Genomic DNA, 16,537 nt, shown 5'->3' with positions numbered 1-16,537 from the left:
TTATTATAAAAAGCGAAACTTCTACAATGCAAATTTCGAAATGAATTTCTGAAAAAACAAATCGCTTTTTTCTTGCTTTTTATTTTTAAAGAGTAATATCTTTAGTTTCAGTTACTTATAAAAACCTCTATCTAAAGGCTTTTGAAAGATTCTTGTTGTTTGATAATTGACTGATTCTTAGCTGACTAACAGTCAAAATAGGCTTTTATTTATTTTAAATGAAATAAGTCTACATGGTATTTCTTCCCTATTTGCAGTCATTTACTGAAAATAAGTGGAAAAATGGTTGAGTAGACTTATTTAGAATGTTTTTAAATTAGCAAATCTGTTACTTATCTTTCTTGCCAAACAAAGAGAAATGTACATAACGTTTAGGATGCGCTTTCAAATCCTCCAATAAGGTTGCAGCGTTTGCTGTTGTCGCACTCAAATTTTGGTAAAAAGTAGGATCATTGAATAGCAATCCGATACTGTTGTCCTTGCGATTGAGTTTTTCTGTCAGCATTTGTACATTATATAAAGTGGAGTCTATTTTATTGAACGTTGAAGCATAATCAATACCTTTCAAATTGTCGCTGATAGCAATGAAGTTATCAGCAATTGTGTTTAATTTTCCAGTAAGTTGCGGAAGATCCTTTTGCATTAACATGTTTAATTGACGTGTTGTCACATCCAGATTGGCTGTCAGTTTTTCTGCGTTGTGCAAGGTTGCACTCAATGCAGGATCAGCTAATATTTTATTTAATGAATATAGGATAGAATCCATTTTGGGTAACATCTGCTCTATTTGAGGAACTAGCTTTTCTTCAGCGGCTCCCATGAGCCCCGCATTCGTTTTGCCGGGCAGGGTATCTCCCGGTTGATAGTATTCTGTAGAATTAAAGTTAAGGAGTAAGTTCATCTTTACCGTTCCCAGCATTTCTGTAACCAGTTCTCCTGTACTTCCTTTGGGGATACGCATTTCCTTGTCCACTTCCACTTCTACTGTGACATGTCCCGGTTTTGCATAGTTGTAATTGATATTTCTTACTGTACCTACTTTATAACCATTGGCAAAGACGGGGCTTGATCCGGCTAATCCGTTTATATTTGTATATTCTACATAATAGTAATTGGCAGATTGGAACATATTTATTCCTTTCAGGTAGTTGATACCAAAGATCAGCATAGCCAATGCAGCGATGCCTATTAATCCTATTTTTACCTCTTTCGTCATTTCAATTATACCTTTTATATTATCTATTCTTTTTAAATTCTTTGATGGCTTCGTTCACATTCATTTTCTCTCCGTTTTTGAAAGCGATAATGAAAGCGTCCTTAAATTTAGGAGTAATATTACGTTTCATGCGTAGTATTTTATTATAATCCGTATTTTCTCCGTAAGTATATTTATAAAGTCCTTTTTCGCGGTAATAGCTAACAGGTGATACACCTTTCAGTTGTTTGCTTCCTTTGGGCAATATTTTGTTTGATACCAATATTTGTATTTTAAATACAGGCTTGGCAGATGTTCGGGCTTGGTCGCCTGTGATCTTTTTTTGTGTGGCAGGCACAGACTTTTTGGTAATCTTGTCCGGTTCCGTTGCAGTGTCCGGTTCCGCAGTTTGTATTTCTATTCTTGATTCTTTCGGTTTGTTTTCTGGTTCCGGTAATTCTTGTTCTTGTACTCTGCTGCGGCCGATGGGGGCGTCATGTTCGCGCTTGTAATTGAGGAATGCTTTATAAATGCTGTTAGATAACGCCGTAGTGCCTGCATCGGATAAAAGATATTGTTCTTCATCCGGTGTTGAGATATAGCCTAATTCAACCAAAACACTAGGCATGGAAGTGGCACGTAGAACTAGGAATCCGGCTTGATGTACTCCTTTGTCTATTCGTTTGGCTGTATTCTTGAATTGTTTTTGGATAAGAGTGGCTAATTTTACACTCTTCTCCATATTTTTGTCTTGTACAAATTCAAAAATAATATAGCTTTCAGAAGAATTTGGATTGAATCCGGCATAACGTTGTTCATAATTATCCTCTATCAAAATAACCGAGTTCTCTTTTTTAGCAACTTCTAAATTTTCTTCAGTACGGTGGAGTCCTAACGTATAAGTCTCTGCTCCCCGTACAGTTCTGCCACGGGCTATGGAATTAGTATGTATAGAGATGAATAAATCGGCCTTGGCATTATTGGCTATTTGTGCACGACGATCCAAAGGGATAAAGACATCTGTTTTCCGGGTATATATTACCTTTACGTCATTACAGTTATTTTGGATCAGTTGTCCTACTTTTAAAGCTACGTTCAGATTGATGTTTTTTTCTTTTCCACGTCTGCCGATAGCACCGGGATCATGTCCGCCATGACCGGGATCAATGACGACTACAAAGTCCTTTCCCTTTGCCGCCAGGCAGAAACAGGGAAAGACCAGCCACAGGCTACACAACAGGAATATTATTTTAATTCTATCGGTTTTCATATCAATTAAGTTGCAAATGTAGCGATTTTTAGTGAAAACTCGGCTTTTGTCTTTAAGTTTTGCGTTTTTTATTCGAAACTTGCCACAAAACCCGAAAAATAGACGAGTGTTTGGACTAAATTCTTTTATTTTGTATTCTAAAATAAATATTGAAAGATGGACTTGTTTAAGTTTATGAAGAATTGGACGTTACCTCTAGCGATGCTTGCAGGAGTTATCGGTTATTTTGTTTTTGCCAACTTCACTTTTCTGGAGCCGACAAAGCCATTTATGAATGGGTTGATTTCTTTTTTAACTCCTTCCTTGATTTTTGCCCAATTGTTGCTTACATTCTGTAAAATTGAACCAAAAGAGTTGGTTCCTAGAGTATGGCATGGCTGGTTGTTGGCTATTCAAGCCATTTCTTGTGGTATTATTGCGTTGTTGTTAATATTTTGTCCGATGGATGAATCTTATAAGGAGATATTCGAGGCGGCTATGGTTTGTCTTATTTGTCCTACTGCTACGGCAGCGGCAGTAATTACGGGAAAACTAGGTGGAAGTGCTTCCAGTTTGACTACTTATACATTGCTTTCAAATATTTTGGCTGCAATAGCAGTTCCTTTGATATTTCCATTGGTTGAACCACATACAGATGTTACTTTTGGTATTGCTTTTCTTAAGATTTTAAGTAAGGTTTTTCCATTGTTGCTTGCACCGTTTTTTATCGCTTTATTATTCCGTTATTATATTCCCCGGCTCCACAAGTTTTTACTGAAATATCATACTTCAGCTTTTTATTTATGGGCGGTAGCATTGACCATTGTAATGGGGCAGACTACTCGCTCTTTGGTTAACAGTACTGCTGATGTAACGGTAGAGATGTTGATTGCTTTTGCCGGTTTGGTAACTTGTTGCTTACAATTTTATTTTGGTAAAAGAATTGGTAGTGCATATAATGACCGTATAAGTGCAGGACAGGCATTGGGGCAAAAAAATACAGTACTAGCTATTTGGATGGCGGTTACGTATCTTAATCCTTTATCGTCTGTCGGTCCGGGTAGTTATGTGGTGTGGCAAAACATTATCAACTCATGGCAGCTATGGAAAAAGAGAAAGAATGAGATAAAATAATGAATATAAGATATTGATATTTAGTTATTTGCTGTTTATATTCATCTTTTCCTTTGTTTTTCCGATTTTCCTATTAATTCCAATAAATGCGTTTATTTTGTTACCAGTTTGTTACTCGAATAGCGTTGAGTAACAAAAAAAATATCTATATTTGCCATCGGTAACAAAATAAAAACATAAGTATGGCGAAGAAGAAACAAGAGGCAAAATTGAAGGAGCCTGTAAGAATCCGGTTTAAGCAACTTGCCAATGGTAATCAGTCTATCTATTTGGACTATTACACTGGTGATGTTATTCTTTGGAATGAAAACAAGATAATGAGTGTCAGTAGCGGTCACCTCACCATAAAATTGTCAAACTTCTTAATAGATATAATAAAAATTGCAGAATGTTTTGTTTATAAAATATAAATAACTAATTTTGCAGCTCAAAATCAGAACAAAGCATAGATATTAATGAAACATTTGTCCTACATATTAGCTTTATGGGTGCTGTTATTATCAACAGTTCCATGCTTTCTTGAAGACAAATGTCTGTTTCAATGTGCTAATGAACAAACAGAAGAACCATGTGCTGATAATGATGGTTCCTCATGTACAGACTGCAATTGTTCACCATTTCTACATTGCAACACATGCACAGGTTGTCCAATACCCAAATTGTTTCATTCACCAACCGCCGAATTAATTCTATTAAATAATAACCTTTCGTTTTACAAAGAGAAAATGATTCCTCATTTCTCTTCCTCAATTTGGCAGCCGCCTAAGTTGATGAATTTAGCAGATTTCTGTATGTCATAATTAATATGACCTCACCATTTATTTATTAAATTCATGATGATGAAACCGCTGTTTCATCACCAGTACGTCGTGCACTTATTATAATACAGATTAAGTGTGTGGCACTAAATTGACAAAACAAGAAAAATGAAAATTAAATTAATAGCACTGGCAATAATTACATTGCTGGCACAAAGCATTTGTGCGCAAAACATATTTAAAGCAATCGTTAAAGACGGAGATACTAAAGAGATACTGGTTGGCGTGAATGCCGTTCTTAATAAAACCGCCAATGGAGCAAGCTCAGATGAAAACGGAATAATCACCATTTCGAACATACCTGACGGAAAGCAACATATCACATTCAGCTACTTAGGCTATGAATCGGAAACCAAATCATACACATTCCCTTTATCTTCTTCAGCTCCGGTCGAAATCTTCTTGGAACAAGATGATGAAATGCTGGAAGAAGTTACCATTTCTTCAACCAGAGGTACACGCACTATTCAAAACATCCCGACCCGTGTTGAATTTATTTCAAGCGAAGAACTAGGAGAAAAAGGGAGCATGAAACCGGGCGACATTCGTATGTTACTAAACGAAAGCACAGGTATTATCACCCAGCAAACTTCTGCCACATCCGGAAATGCATCAATCCGCATACAAGGATTGGATGGCAGATATACACAAATATTAAAAGATGGATTCCCCGTTTTTGCTGGTGCAGCGAGCGGACTGGGATTATTGCAAACGCCACCTCTTGACTTAAAACAAGTGGAAATCATCAAAGGCTCAACTTCAACTTTATATGGCGGTGGAGCAATAGCAGGCTTGATTAATCTTATCTCAAAAACTCCCGAAGAGAAAAGAGATTTAGGTCTGCATCTTAACGGGACATCCGGAAAAGGTTTGGACGTCAGCGCTTTCTATGGGCAACGATTCAAAAAGGTCGGTACAACCATTTTTGCTTCCTACAACAGAAATTGGGCTTACGACCCCTCTAACACCGGATTCACAGCCATTCCGCAGTTTGACAGATATGTCTTCAACCCCAAATTATTTCTCTATTTTTCAGAGAACACGCAAATGAGTGTAGGGCTAAATGCTATGTTTGAAGACCGTTTGGGCGGGGATATTGAGTATATTAAAGGAAATGGAAATGACACACATTCCTATTTCGAGAAAAACAAGACTCAAAGACATTCCACACAACTGACATTCGAACACAAATTCGGCGAAAAAGACAGAATTGATTTCAAAAACAGTGTAACATACTTCAATAGAAATATCGGTGTACCCACTTATACTTTTGAAGGTACTCAGGTATCTACCTTTAGTGAATTGACTTACACACGCACGAATCAAAAAACAGAATGGGTGGCTGGTCTCAACTTATGGACAGACAAATTTGATGAAAAGAAACTTACTGATTTTCAGTTAAGAGACTACAACCAGACAACCATGGGAGCATTCGTACAAAACAATTGGGAGGCAACAAAATGGTTGAATCTGGAAACCGGATTAAGAGCAGACTATATTCCGGATTATGGCGCAGCAATTCTACCACGAGTTTCTGCACATTTCAAAATTACGGATAAGTTTTCATCTCGACTTGGAGGAGGATTTGGCTATAAATCACCTACCATATTTACAGAGGATAGCGAAAGGCTACAATATCAGAATGTATTGCCAATTGATAAAGACAATAACAAGCTCGAAAGAAGTTATGGTTTGAATTTAGACTTTAATTATGTCACATCAATCTTCGATGGAAATGTAACTTTCAGCATAAACCAATTATTCTTCTACACTTATCTCGATAATCCTTTATTATTGCAATCTACAAAAGATGGGCTATATCGACTTAACAACATATCCGGCAATACAGATAGCAAAGGAGGAGAAACGAATGTAAAAATCGGATACAAAGATTTCCACTTATACTTAGGCTATACATACACCGATACCCGAACCAAAGAAAATGGGGTGAAACAAGAGAATATATTAACTCCGAAACATAGGTTGAACAGTATTCTAATGTATGAAGTAGAAGATAAATGGAAAATAGGATTAGAGGCTTATTATTTCAGCCCCCAAAAACTAGGAGACGGACAAAAAGGAAAACAATATGTGGTGTGCGGCTTCATGATTGAAAAAATATGGGAGATGTTTTCATTGTATGCTAACTTTGAAAACTTCACCGACAGACGGCAAACCCGCTTTGATACTATATATACCGGAAGTATATCTAATCCTGTTTTCCGGGATATTTATGCTCCTTTGGATGGATTTGTAATGAATGCGGGTGTTAAACTCAGATTTTAAATTATAAAATAAACTCAAAATCAACAATAATATGAGAATTCTAGGAATAGCATTTACTTTAGTTTTATTGATGTCACTAGTCGGATGTACTTTAAGCCATAGAAACTGTAGACATCATCATCACTTAAATCACAGGTCTTGCCATACACATACTTGCTGTTGTCAACGGTAAACTAAGTGATAGTAAAACAAAAACATTCCATTAGGAGAATGTGTCAGAATGGACACATTCTCCTTTTTATCTACAATTATTTTGTAATCGGAAACCATTTCCGTGTATTATTTGCAATCCTTACCAACATCAACATAACCGGAACTTCAACCAGCACACCTACCACCGTAGCCAATGCAGCCCCGGATTGTAAACCGAATAGAGAAATAGCCACAGCAACCGCTAATTCAAAGAAATTACTTGCTCCAATCATTCCGGCAGGCGCAGCAATATCATGGGGTAATTTCCACCATTTCGCCCAACCGTAGGCAACGAAGAATATCAGAACCGTTTGCAGCACGAGCGGAACTGCAATCAATACGATATGCAGAGGATTGTTCAGTATCGTTTCTCCCTGAAATGAAAATAGGATGATAAGTGTCAATAACAGCCCACCCACCGTATAATTATCAAACTTCTTAATAAATACATTATTGAAGTATTCTATCCCTTTACGGCGTATAATCATTATGCGGGTAATGACCCCAGCAGCAAGTGGTATCACAACAAACAAGCCAACAGATAACATTAAAGTGTCCCACGGAATAGATACGCCGCCAACCCCCAGCAAGAAAGCAACGATAGGAGCAAACGCTATCAATATGATTAAATCGTTCACTGCAACTTGTACCAGCGTATAAGCGGCATCCCCTTTAGTGAGATAACTCCACACGAATACCATAGCCGTGCAAGGTGCAGCCCCCAATAATACCGCTCCGGCTAAATATTCTTCTGCTAATTCGGCAGGTATAAAAGTTTTAAAAATGACATAGAAGAACAAATAAGCTATCCCGAACATGGTAAACGGTTTTATAAGCCAATTTGTAACACAGGTGACAATTATTCCTCTCGGACGTTTGCCGACATTCTTAACGCTTTGAAAATCCACTTTTAGCATCATCGGGTAAATCATTAACCATATCAGGATAGCTACGGGTATCGACACGTTGGCGTATTCAAGCTTGCTTAATGTTTGCGGGATTACCGGGAGCCATTGCCCCACAGCAATTCCGATAACAATGCACAAGGCAACCCAAATGGTTAAGTATTTTTCATAAAATCCAATTCCTTGTTTCTTTTCCATAACAACAACTATTTAGTTTAATTGCGGTTTTAATTCATTTAGATAGAAGTCATAGAAACGGGCTTTTATTTCATCCCGTACCCGATGAAATTCATTGTCGATAAATTCCGGACTTCCGGTTGCTTCCGATGGGTCGTCAAACCCAATATGCAACCTGTTTTTTACTTCACCAGTAAACATAGGACAGCTTTCGTTTGCACCACCGCAGACCGTAATAACATAGTCCCATTTTTTTCCTACATATAGATTGACACTTTTAGGGGTATGTTGGGCTAAATCAATACCTATTTCAGTCATAACCTTTACTGCCATCGGATTAACCTTTTCAGCAGGCTTTGTTCCTGCTGAAAAGACTTCCAGTTTACTGTCAAATGATTGTAATAAGCCGTGTGCCATTTGGCTACGGCAACTATTTCCAGTACAAAGGATTAAAATTCTCATATTCTCAATTATTTTTCCAAGCTATCAGGGCAGCGTTTCCCTTTGACAATTCTTCTACTTTCTTAATCCAAGTCAATTCATTTTGTGCCTTTGCCCGCAAAAAAGAATTTTCCGTATCGGTTAATGATAAACAAGCGTTTACAACCCACCATTTGTTATTAATTCCCGCACGCTGTAAATCCTTTTGCAAACGTTCGGCTTCAAAGACGGGGGTTGCTTCGGGCAAGGTCACAATAACAACTTCCGTTTCTTGCTGGTTTCTTAAACGTGGTAATAATTTTCTTACCGAAGCAGGAGAATCGCCATGCGTGCGTTGTACTTCCTTGTGGTAGCTTTCCGTTGCATCCAGCAGTAACAAGGTGTGTCCGGTAGGTGCGGTATCAATCACAACAATTTCATTTTCCGCTTTGTCTACGATTTCGGCAAAAGCCCGGAACACTGCGATTTCTTGCGTACACGGTGAACGCAAATCTTCCTCTATGTATTCCATATCTTCGGCAGTCATTGTTTCCGCAGCTTTACTACGAACTTCGTTTTTATAGGCTTCCAGTACTTCCGCTTCATCAATGCGGCTTACTGTAATACCTGCCTGAACTGCAAGGTTGTAATTCAGGTGGTTTGCCGGGTCAGTGGTGGTTAGATGCACCTTTGCACCCAGTTTAGTTAATTTCAGGGCTATTTCCGTGGCTAACGTTGTTTTACCTACGCCACCCTTTCCCATAGTAAATACAACTCTTTTCCCTGACTGATAGAGGTCATTAACCAATTCGTCTATACCTTTTGCATCAGTAATCCGTTGATAATCCGCATTGTCTGTTAAATTATCATCGTATAGCATCCGGCGGATATTTGCAATGTTAGATAGATTATACGACCGTAAAGGAACAGAATAAGAGGGGTAATCCAGCAGTTCCGCAGGGGTTTGTTTCAGGGCGGTTTGCTGTCTGTCATATATTTGTTTCGATACGCTATCGGCTTCATCTAATTGCAGCAAAAGTCCGTTGATTACTAATAGCTGGTTATTAATTCCCAGTAATTGTAATTCATGCGAAGAACGGGCAGCTTCTTTCAAAGGTGCGATTTCGGGACGACTTACCAACACTAAGCGAGTTGCATTTGCATCCGAGAGTGTTTCAACCGCTTGCTTATAGATGCCTTTCCTTTCTTCCAAACCGGATAATTGCCCTAAGCATGATGCACCGTGCGTACTTTCGCTAATAAACGTACTCCAAGCCGATGGTAGTTGTAGCATTCGCAATGTATGTCCCGTTGGGGCTGTATCAAAGATGATATGGTCATATTCTTTTGCTTTATCAGCATCCGTGATAAAATCGGAAAATTGATTGAAAGCAGCAATTTCTACCGTGCAAGAACCTGAAAGTTGTTCTTCCATATTTTGGATAACACTATCGGGCAGTTTTCCTCGGAAAGGCGCAATAACGCTTTCCCTGTATTCGGCAGCAGCTTGTTCCGGGTCGAGATTAACTACAGTTAAGCCGGGTACTTCCTGAATATCCGTGCCGTGTCCGTTTAAAGTTTGATTAAAGACATCTTGCAGGTTTGAAGCCGGGGCTGTGCTGATAAGAAGTATTTTCTTACCATTATCTGCCAAACCTACCGCAGTAGCACAGGCAATAGAAGTTTTGCCCACACCGCCTTTTCCGGTGAAGAAAAGGTATTTTGTCAATTCTATATCTGATAAATTGAATGTTCTCATTTTTCTTAAATAATTAATTGGTGAATACTTATTTAACTGGCATAAAATCTAAATTGACCCCCGTCCATTCACTCATTTGTTTGGTGGTAGGATAGGTTTGTGAAACAGCTATTTCTCCATCTACTAAAGTAATAGGCAGTGCGTCCGCACCATGCTTTTGCAGGAAGTCGTTCACCGTCTTATTGCTTACGTATACTTGTGGTTCGTCACGTAAATTGTGGCGGGTAACGATGATACCTTGTTTCTTCAATGATTCGATTACTACCGCAATACGCATCAATTCAGGATTGATGTTTGTTCCACAAAGACCCGTAGGGCAGCACATTGCCGGGTCGAAAATTTCTATCTTTTTCATACTGTTTTTTATTTAAAATGATACTTAATGTTTATTTATAGATAAAATACTATTGCGTAATATATTCCAACTGCGATAAAGAGAATAGCAACTATTTTGCGAAACCATTTCTCAAATATCTGTATTCGGTTGTAAAACTTCCCCAGTCCGGCAACACTATAAGCTAAAATCCATGCAAAAAGGATTACAGGTAATCCCGTAGCAATAGCATAGATTACAGGTAAGAGATAGCCGCCTGTTTCTGCTGCTGATAGAGGGATAAGCATACCGAAATAAAATACTCCACTGGTAGGACAAAAAGCAAGAGCGAATAAGACCCCCAACAACATAGCTCCCCAACCGCCTTTAGTTTTCTTTTTCAGGCTTTCCCCACCGATATTAATTTTGGGTAGATTGAGTTTTATTATATCAAGCATAAATATTCCAATGATGATTAACACCGGAGCAATCAGCATTTCCCCGTATTTGCTTACAGCTTTTTGCACCATAAACATACTTGCGCCCTCACGAAGAATAGGAATAAGAATAAAGCCAAGAACCGTATAGGTCACTATTCTGCCGAAAGTGTAGAGCAACCCGTTTATAAAAATCCGGTGACGGTTTTCTATATCCTTGCTTATAAATCCTATTGCCGTTATGTTTGTAGCCAGCGGGCACGGGCTAACTGCCGTTAAAATCCCCAATATAAAGGCTGTAATAGCGGGAACAGAACTGCTATCTAATAATGATTGAAGAAAGTCCATCTTACAACTGTTTTAACAATTCGTCAATCTTGCTTTTAATTCCCTCTTTAAACTTGTCCGGTGCATTTCTCGCATTGGAGAAACTAAACTCGGTCATATTGTTTACATTCTCTTTTCCGTCTTTCCAGCCATTCACAAACAAAGACGACCATGTAACTTCGTACTTGTCTGCAATCGCTTCATTCTCTTTCTTAGAAATATCTACTACTTTGTAGATAATCTTGCCATTTGCTTTTTCTTGGGAATAAAGACTATCCAAAAGGGCTACTGTATTGGCTTCAATCGCCCTGCAAGTGATACATCGTTGCGCTCCATGAAAATAGAGAACTTCAATGCGGTTAGGCTGTATTTCTTCCGCTTTGTTTTCCTCGTTTTTTTTCTTTGAACCATTTCCACAGGACATTAAGACCAGCATCGCAATCAGTAGATAAAATAACTTTCTCATAGTTCATTTTTTATTTGGTTATCAACTCTTTTACTTCCGAAAGGGACAATCTTTTTCCGGCTGATACAACTTTTCCGTCAATCACCAAAGCCGGAAGACCTAAAATGTTGTACTCCATGATTTTCAATAAATCTTCTTCCTTGATTAGTGTTGCATCGCAGCCTAATTCTGAAATAGCTTGTTTAGTGGTTTCATACAATGCTTTACAGCTTGAACACCCGGTTCCTAATACTTTGATTTCCATTTCTAATTCTACTTTAAAGTTAATATAATAATCGTAATTCGTAGAACTACGAACAATGATTTTAAAAAAAGGTGCTGTTATTCACAGCACGATGTACCTTTACATTGGCAATCCCCCAAAAAAGTAGTAAATAACTTTCGTGCGAGTTCCCAATTTTCCCGGTTGATACAATACCGTACTTTTGGCGTTTCTATTTCTCCTTGAATTAAGCCAGCTTCTTTCAGTTCTTTCAAATGTTGAGAAACGGTTGCCTTAGCGATAGGCAGCACTTCGTGTATATCACCGAAGAAGCAACTTTCTTGATTTGCTAAAAAAGCAAGAATAGCCATTCGTGCGGGATGTCCCATTGCTTTGGCAAAACGAGCAATCTGTTCCTGCTCTACTGTGTACGGTTTATCTTTCACTTCAATATCTCCTTTTTATTTGTTGTTCGCAAAACAACGAACAATATTTTAAATAGCAAAAAGAAGTAGGAACTTTTTTTCAGGTAGGTGAAAATTGAGTTTTAGTTTATCGCTTTGTATAGATATCCAAAACGGACTAAACCTGTTTGTGTTGACAGCAAAATAGATGCTGGCGAAAAGAAAAAGAATGTTTCTCTTTTCGCCAGCTTTATTTTTATGATTGGCGGGCTTTTGTTACCTTTGCAGCGTAAGCCCACCACTAAGCGAATTTCTTCGTTTTTTTGTTACTATTTTGTTACCCACTGTTAGTAATAGGTGGGCTTCCTTATTGATAATCAGATTAATACACTCTATGATATATAATTTGTGGCAGAACATCATCAATAGTTATCAGTTGTGGAAGAAAAGAAAAAATGAGATAAAAAATTAAGTCGCAACTATTTACTTTGTTATACGTAATGCTTGGTATGGTAAACTATATAGTTGCGTTCTATTAAAAATGAATTTGCCGTATATATCTCTTAAAGATTTCTTACGAAACCAGTAAAACGTTTCAATCCTTCTGCCAGTGTAGTACGTGGGCAGGCGATATTCCAGCGCATGAATCCTTTTCCTTCAGTCCCATACATTGTTCCTGCATTGAGCCATAATCCGGCTTCGTTAACCAATCGCTGTTCGAGTTCCTGCGAGTGTATGCCGAGTCTGTGACAGTCCATCCAAACGAGATAGGTTCCCTCCAATACCGTGATAGGAAACTCGGGCAGATGTTCCCGACAGAACTCCTGCATATAGAGAAAATTGGCCTGTAAATATTTGATGAGTTGGTTCAGCCACTCTTCCCCTTCGTTGTAAGCTACTTGAGTCGCAATTACACCAAAAGGATTGACATCACATACTTCGTTATCGTTAATGGCCCGGTCGATTTTCGCTCGACGGTTAGCATCAGCACAAATAATGTTCGCAATCTGTAATCCGGCAATATTGAACGCTTTACTGGGAGATATACAGACTACAGAATGGTGACGGAAATTTTCTGAGATGGAAGCAAACGGTGTGTAACGGTACTCTGGAAAAACCAGTTCGCAATGAATCTCATCCGAAACGACCGTAACATCGTGTCGAATACAAATTTCACCAATACGTACCAGTTCTTCACGTTTCCACACCCTTCCGGCAGGATTGTGAGGATTGCACAGCAGCATCACCTTCACTTTCGGATCAGCAGTCTTACGCTCTAAATCTTCATAATCGATGGTGAAAGTATTACTTGCAAAGACCAACGGTGATGATACCATTTCACACCCATTGTTACGGATTGAAGAAAAGAAACAATTATAGACCGGGGTCTGCACCAATACCTTATCTCCCGGAACGGTCAAAGCCTTGATGACTGCCGAGATGGCTGGGACTACGCCCGATGTGTAAATTATCCATTCACGGTCAATCGTCCAACCGTGACGACGTGCGAACCAGCCTGTAACAGCCTCGTAGTAACTGTCGGGCACACGGGTATAACCGAAAATGCCGTGTTCTACCCGTCGGCGTAAAGCATCGACGATAGCGGGAGCTGTACGGAAATCCATGTCAGCCACCCACATCGGCAATACATTTTCGCTTTCTGCGCTATCCCATTTGTAGGAATCGGTTCCCCGTCTTGAAATTTGTTTGTCAAAGTTGTATTTCATATCTTCATCTTAATCGGTAAAACAGGTACGCTCGTCCCGGAGACGGATTTCACAATCGGCAGGAGCCTTGATGTTCTCATCTATGGTTATGGAACCGAATTCGTCAGCCACAATGCATCCCGACATCGGGTTCTTGATATTTGTAATAGCTCCGTGAATATCGGCTTGCAACGTGCTGTACTCAAAGGTACGGTCGCAGTCAGGTCCGAAGGTACAGTTTTCAAGAATAAGGTCGTGTGCATAGCAAAGCGGTTGCTCACCGGTAATGTGGCAGTTGACCAAACGTAGATTCTTCGAATGCCAGCCGAGGTATTCGCCGTTGAGTTCGGAATCGTAGATGGTCACATTTTCCACTTCCCAGAAGGCATCCTTCGTTGTAATCTTTGCATGATGAATCTCTACATTTTTCACGTACTGGAACACATACTTGCTGTTGCTTTCCAGTCCGTCCACATAAATGTTGTTGCTGAACATGAAAGGATAAGTTCCGCCGTGCAGCTTGAGATTCTTGATGCGGATACCATTACAACGCCAGAATACTTCGTCGGCATCGTTCATCGTTACGTTCTCGATATCTATTTCGTCCATTTCACGGAACATCTTCGGTGCGTCGATAATCGTGTCGGTCATCTTCAGGTGATCGGAATACCACAATGCCGAACGCCCTCCGACATCGAAATAGCAACGGTCGATTTTGAAACCGTGTACATGCCAGAAGGGATAGTTACCCTCAAAGCGGCAATCTACAGTTTCGATATTGCTACATTCTTTGATGGCCGATTCACCGGTACGAATAATCACATTTTCTAGACGAAGGTCGTGGGACTCGAACAAGGGACGCTCGCCCCCGAATTCAGCATTTTTAATCAGTTTCATTTGATATATTGTTTTAGTTGTCAGTCATTATTAATTTTAAAAGTCATGTTCACATTGCTGCGTCCGCGAACTGAAGCCAATCAGGATATAGGCAATTCCTTTTTCTTGAAGCCTTCTATTTTAAGTATTCTTTGAAAAATTCCTCCAGCTTATCGAATGGAATAATGTCTGTCCGGTCATATAAATCCGTATGTACGGCATCGGGAATAATCATCAGTTCTTTATTATCGCCTTTCAGCTTCTTGAAAGTATCCTCACTAAAATAGCGGGAGTGAGCTTTTTCTCCATGAATGAGCAACACGGCACTGCGGATTTCATCGGCATACGCAAGGATAGGTGCGTTGAGAAATGCAAGATTGGAGGTTTTGTTCCAGCCCAAACCGGAGTTGATGGAACGAGGATGATAACCTCGTTCGGTCTTGTAATAATCATAATAATCCTTCATGAACTGCGGCGCATCACCGGTAGGTTCCGGGTTCGTCACGGTGCGGGGATAAGTGTCGGTACGGTAGTCTTCCGTGCGCTGGGCGTTAAACTCCTGACGCATTTTGTAACGTGCATCTGCATTGTCAGCGGCATCGAAGTAACCGTTTGCTGTACAGCGGCTAATGTCGTACATTGTGGAAGCTACCGTTGCCTTGATACGTGTGTCGTTGGCAGCCGCATTGATAGCAAAACCACCCCAACCACAAATGCCAATGATGCCGATTCGTTCGGCATCCACATCCGGACGTGTCGCGAGGTAATCCACCGCCGCCGAGAAGTCTTCGGTGTTGATGTCTGGCGAAGCTACGCTGCGAGGCTGTCCACCGCTTTCACCAGTAAATGAAGGATCAAAAGCAATCGTCAGGAATCCTCGTTCGGCCAATGTCTGGGCATACAGCCCCGACGACTGTTCCTTTACAGCTCCAAACGGACCGCTGACAGCAATAGCAGGCAGCTTACCTCCGAAAATCGTTTTCGGTGCATACAGGTCGGCAGCGAGCGTGATACCGTAACGATTTATGAAAGTCACTTTGCTATGATTCACCTTGTCGCTTTTCGGGTACGTCTTGTCCCATTCCTGTGTCAGATTTAACTGTTCCATATTTTTGTGAGTGTTTTGTGCCGGGCTTTCCGTCAGGCTGAAGAGGCAGAGGAAAGCAGCCATTAAAATAGTTGTACGTTTCATAACCGATGTAATTTAAATTTTTATTGTTTCTTGTTTTCTTTTCATAGTGCAAAATTACAGCGGATTACAGGAAAAGCCAGTAGATGGATTACTGATTGTATAACCTCAATTACAGACATTATTTTACATGCATCTCATCCAACGTTCCCGCTTCAAGCAGATCAGGAAAATCAGCCTCTTTTTCTTGCCGCATTGGTGATGATGATGATGGAGAAACCGATATCGAACAGTAGCAAGAGTCTTGTGCAAAATCTGCCGTCGATAAAGATGTATTGCAGATTATGATACGGCCGACTCCGGCAGTAGGCATGGCACTCGTCGTTTCAACCGGAAGAAGGGAATACAACGAGAACTCCGGAAAGTTGGTCAGTGCAATGCCCGGTAGAACCAATCCGCACAACCCGTTCAGTATGGTGTACCGTTCGGATGGATCTGACAAGGATGGCAGTATGGTTGGTTAGTGATTCCGATTCCATAGG

General features: G+C 39.8%; 17 protein-coding genes. 4 read left to right on the top strand and 13 right to left on the bottom strand.

The window, feature by feature from the left end; genetic code table 11:
• Positions 1-328: 328 nt before the first annotated feature.
• A complete protein-coding gene (locus tag BVU_RS21010; RefSeq protein WP_005851206.1) occupies positions 329-1,216 on the bottom strand; it encodes an MlaD family protein in 888 nt (295 codons plus the stop codon).
• A 19-nt stretch (positions 1,217-1,235) separates the two neighbouring features.
• Positions 1,236-2,465, bottom strand: a complete 1,230-nt coding sequence (locus tag BVU_RS21005) for an N-acetylmuramoyl-L-alanine amidase family protein (RefSeq protein ID WP_012056058.1) — start codon at positions 2,463-2,465, stop codon at positions 1,236-1,238.
• A gap of 156 nt (positions 2,466-2,621) precedes the next feature.
• On the opposite strand from BVU_RS21005, the gene BVU_RS21000 reads away from it, so the two are divergent.
• The 3 genes from BVU_RS21000 to BVU_RS20990 all read left to right on the top strand — a co-directional run bounded on the left by BVU_RS21000 (position 2,622) and on the right by BVU_RS20990 (position 6,682).
• Positions 2,622-3,578 carry a transporter gene (locus tag BVU_RS21000; RefSeq protein ID WP_005839485.1) on the top strand — a complete coding sequence of 319 codons (957 nt, stop codon included), beginning with the start codon at positions 2,622-2,624 and terminating at the stop codon, positions 3,576-3,578.
• Positions 3,579-3,760: 182 nt separating this feature from the next.
• Entirely contained in the window at positions 3,761-3,988 is a 228-nt protein-coding gene (locus BVU_RS20995; RefSeq protein WP_005839483.1) for a hypothetical protein, read from the top strand.
• Positions 3,989-4,504: 516 nt separating this feature from the next.
• A complete protein-coding gene (locus tag BVU_RS20990) occupies positions 4,505-6,682 on the top strand; it encodes a TonB-dependent receptor (protein ID WP_005839481.1) in 2,178 nt (725 codons plus the stop codon).
• A gap of 248 nt (positions 6,683-6,930) precedes the next feature.
• On the opposite strand, the gene arsB is transcribed toward BVU_RS20990, so the two are convergent.
• The 11 genes from arsB to BVU_RS20935 all read right to left on the bottom strand — a co-directional run bounded on the left by arsB (position 6,931) and on the right by BVU_RS20935 (position 16,058).
• A complete protein-coding gene (gene arsB, locus BVU_RS20985; protein WP_012056055.1) occupies positions 6,931-7,977 on the bottom strand; it encodes an ACR3 family arsenite efflux transporter in 1,047 nt (348 codons plus the stop codon).
• A gap of 12 nt (positions 7,978-7,989) precedes the next feature.
• The gene (locus BVU_RS20980; RefSeq protein ID WP_005839478.1) at positions 7,990-8,418 is read right to left on the bottom strand and encodes an arsenate reductase ArsC; all 429 of its coding nucleotides are present in this window, start codon (positions 8,416-8,418) and stop codon (positions 7,990-7,992) included.
• A gap of 4 nt (positions 8,419-8,422) precedes the next feature.
• On the bottom strand, positions 8,423-10,135 hold the full coding sequence (gene arsA, locus BVU_RS20975; protein WP_012056054.1) for an arsenical pump-driving ATPase: 1,713 nt from the start codon (positions 10,133-10,135) through the stop codon (positions 8,423-8,425).
• A gap of 28 nt (positions 10,136-10,163) precedes the next feature.
• Positions 10,164-10,490, bottom strand: a complete 327-nt coding sequence (gene arsD, locus BVU_RS20970) for an arsenite efflux transporter metallochaperone ArsD (RefSeq protein WP_008670121.1) — start codon at positions 10,488-10,490, stop codon at positions 10,164-10,166.
• Positions 10,491-10,525: 35 nt separating this feature from the next.
• Positions 10,526-11,233 (bottom strand): aromatic aminobenezylarsenical efflux permease ArsG family transporter, encoded by a 708-nt coding sequence (locus tag BVU_RS20965; RefSeq protein WP_005839473.1) that lies wholly within the window; start codon positions 11,231-11,233, stop codon positions 10,526-10,528.
• Position 11,234: 1 nt separating this feature from the next.
• On the bottom strand, positions 11,235-11,678 hold the full coding sequence (locus BVU_RS20960) for a nitrophenyl compound nitroreductase subunit ArsF family protein (protein WP_005839472.1): 444 nt from the start codon (positions 11,676-11,678) through the stop codon (positions 11,235-11,237).
• A 10-nt stretch (positions 11,679-11,688) separates the two neighbouring features.
• Positions 11,689-11,922: a thioredoxin family protein gene (locus BVU_RS20955; RefSeq protein WP_005839471.1), complete on the bottom strand. Its 234-nt coding sequence runs from the start codon at positions 11,920-11,922 to the stop codon at positions 11,689-11,691.
• Between the two features lie 77 nt (positions 11,923-11,999).
• Positions 12,000-12,326, bottom strand: a complete 327-nt coding sequence (locus tag BVU_RS20950; RefSeq protein WP_005839468.1) for an ArsR/SmtB family transcription factor — start codon at positions 12,324-12,326, stop codon at positions 12,000-12,002.
• Positions 12,327-12,847: 521 nt separating this feature from the next.
• The gene (locus BVU_RS20945; RefSeq protein ID WP_005839466.1) at positions 12,848-14,011 is read right to left on the bottom strand and encodes a MalY/PatB family protein; all 1,164 of its coding nucleotides are present in this window, start codon (positions 14,009-14,011) and stop codon (positions 12,848-12,850) included.
• A 9-nt stretch (positions 14,012-14,020) separates the two neighbouring features.
• A complete protein-coding gene (locus tag BVU_RS20940) occupies positions 14,021-14,887 on the bottom strand; it encodes a DUF3737 family protein (protein WP_012056053.1) in 867 nt (288 codons plus the stop codon).
• Between the two features lie 115 nt (positions 14,888-15,002).
• Complete coding sequence (locus tag BVU_RS20935) at positions 15,003-16,058, bottom strand: alpha/beta hydrolase (RefSeq protein ID WP_005839464.1); 1,056 nt, start codon at positions 16,056-16,058, stop codon at positions 15,003-15,005.
• Between the two features lie 281 nt (positions 16,059-16,339).
• Between BVU_RS20935 and BVU_RS20930 the strand changes: the two genes are divergently transcribed.
• Entirely contained in the window at positions 16,340-16,519 is a 180-nt protein-coding gene (locus BVU_RS20930) for a hypothetical protein (protein WP_005851217.1), read from the top strand.
• Positions 16,520-16,537 lie beyond the last annotated feature (18 nt).

The sequence above is a fragment of the Phocaeicola vulgatus ATCC 8482 genome (assembly GCF_000012825.1).
GTDB classification, from domain to species: Bacteria; Bacteroidota; Bacteroidia; order Bacteroidales; family Bacteroidaceae; genus Phocaeicola; species Phocaeicola vulgatus.
This window is presented reverse-complemented; position numbering and strand designations above follow the sequence as displayed.

What these genes read in the sequence shown, in the direction of transcription:
- BVU_RS20980 (WP_005839478.1), bottom strand. Translation starts at nt 8,418, where the DNA reads ATGAGAATTTTAATCCTTTGTACTGGAAATAGTTGCCGTAGCCAAATG.
- BVU_RS20990 (WP_005839481.1), top strand. Translation starts at nt 4,505, where the DNA reads ATGAAAATTAAATTAATAGCACTGGCAATAATTACATTGCTGGCACAA.
- BVU_RS20935 (WP_005839464.1), bottom strand. Translation starts at nt 16,058, where the DNA reads ATGAAACGTACAACTATTTTAATGGCTGCTTTCCTCTGCCTCTTCAGC.
- arsB (WP_012056055.1), bottom strand. Translation starts at nt 7,977, where the DNA reads ATGGAAAAGAAACAAGGAATTGGATTTTATGAAAAATACTTAACCATT.
- BVU_RS20945 (WP_005839466.1), bottom strand. Translation starts at nt 14,011, where the DNA reads ATGAAATACAACTTTGACAAACAAATTTCAAGACGGGGAACCGATTCC.
- BVU_RS20960 (WP_005839472.1), bottom strand. Translation starts at nt 11,678, where the DNA reads ATGAGAAAGTTATTTTATCTACTGATTGCGATGCTGGTCTTAATGTCC.
- BVU_RS21010 (WP_005851206.1), bottom strand. Translation starts at nt 1,216, where the DNA reads ATGACGAAAGAGGTAAAAATAGGATTAATAGGCATCGCTGCATTGGCT.
- arsA (WP_012056054.1), bottom strand. Translation starts at nt 10,135, where the DNA reads ATGAGAACATTCAATTTATCAGATATAGAATTGACAAAATACCTTTTC.
- arsD (WP_008670121.1), bottom strand. Translation starts at nt 10,490, where the DNA reads ATGAAAAAGATAGAAATTTTCGACCCGGCAATGTGCTGCCCTACGGGT.
- BVU_RS20965 (WP_005839473.1), bottom strand. Translation starts at nt 11,233, where the DNA reads ATGGACTTTCTTCAATCATTATTAGATAGCAGTTCTGTTCCCGCTATT.
- BVU_RS20955 (WP_005839471.1), bottom strand. Translation starts at nt 11,922, where the DNA reads ATGGAAATCAAAGTATTAGGAACCGGGTGTTCAAGCTGTAAAGCATTG.
- BVU_RS20930 (WP_005851217.1), top strand. Translation starts at nt 16,340, where the DNA reads ATGATACGGCCGACTCCGGCAGTAGGCATGGCACTCGTCGTTTCAACC.
- BVU_RS21000 (WP_005839485.1), top strand. Translation starts at nt 2,622, where the DNA reads ATGGACTTGTTTAAGTTTATGAAGAATTGGACGTTACCTCTAGCGATG.
- BVU_RS20940 (WP_012056053.1), bottom strand. Translation starts at nt 14,887, where the DNA reads ATGAAACTGATTAAAAATGCTGAATTCGGGGGCGAGCGTCCCTTGTTC.
- BVU_RS20995 (WP_005839483.1), top strand. Translation starts at nt 3,761, where the DNA reads ATGGCGAAGAAGAAACAAGAGGCAAAATTGAAGGAGCCTGTAAGAATC.
- BVU_RS21005 (WP_012056058.1), bottom strand. Translation starts at nt 2,465, where the DNA reads ATGAAAACCGATAGAATTAAAATAATATTCCTGTTGTGTAGCCTGTGG.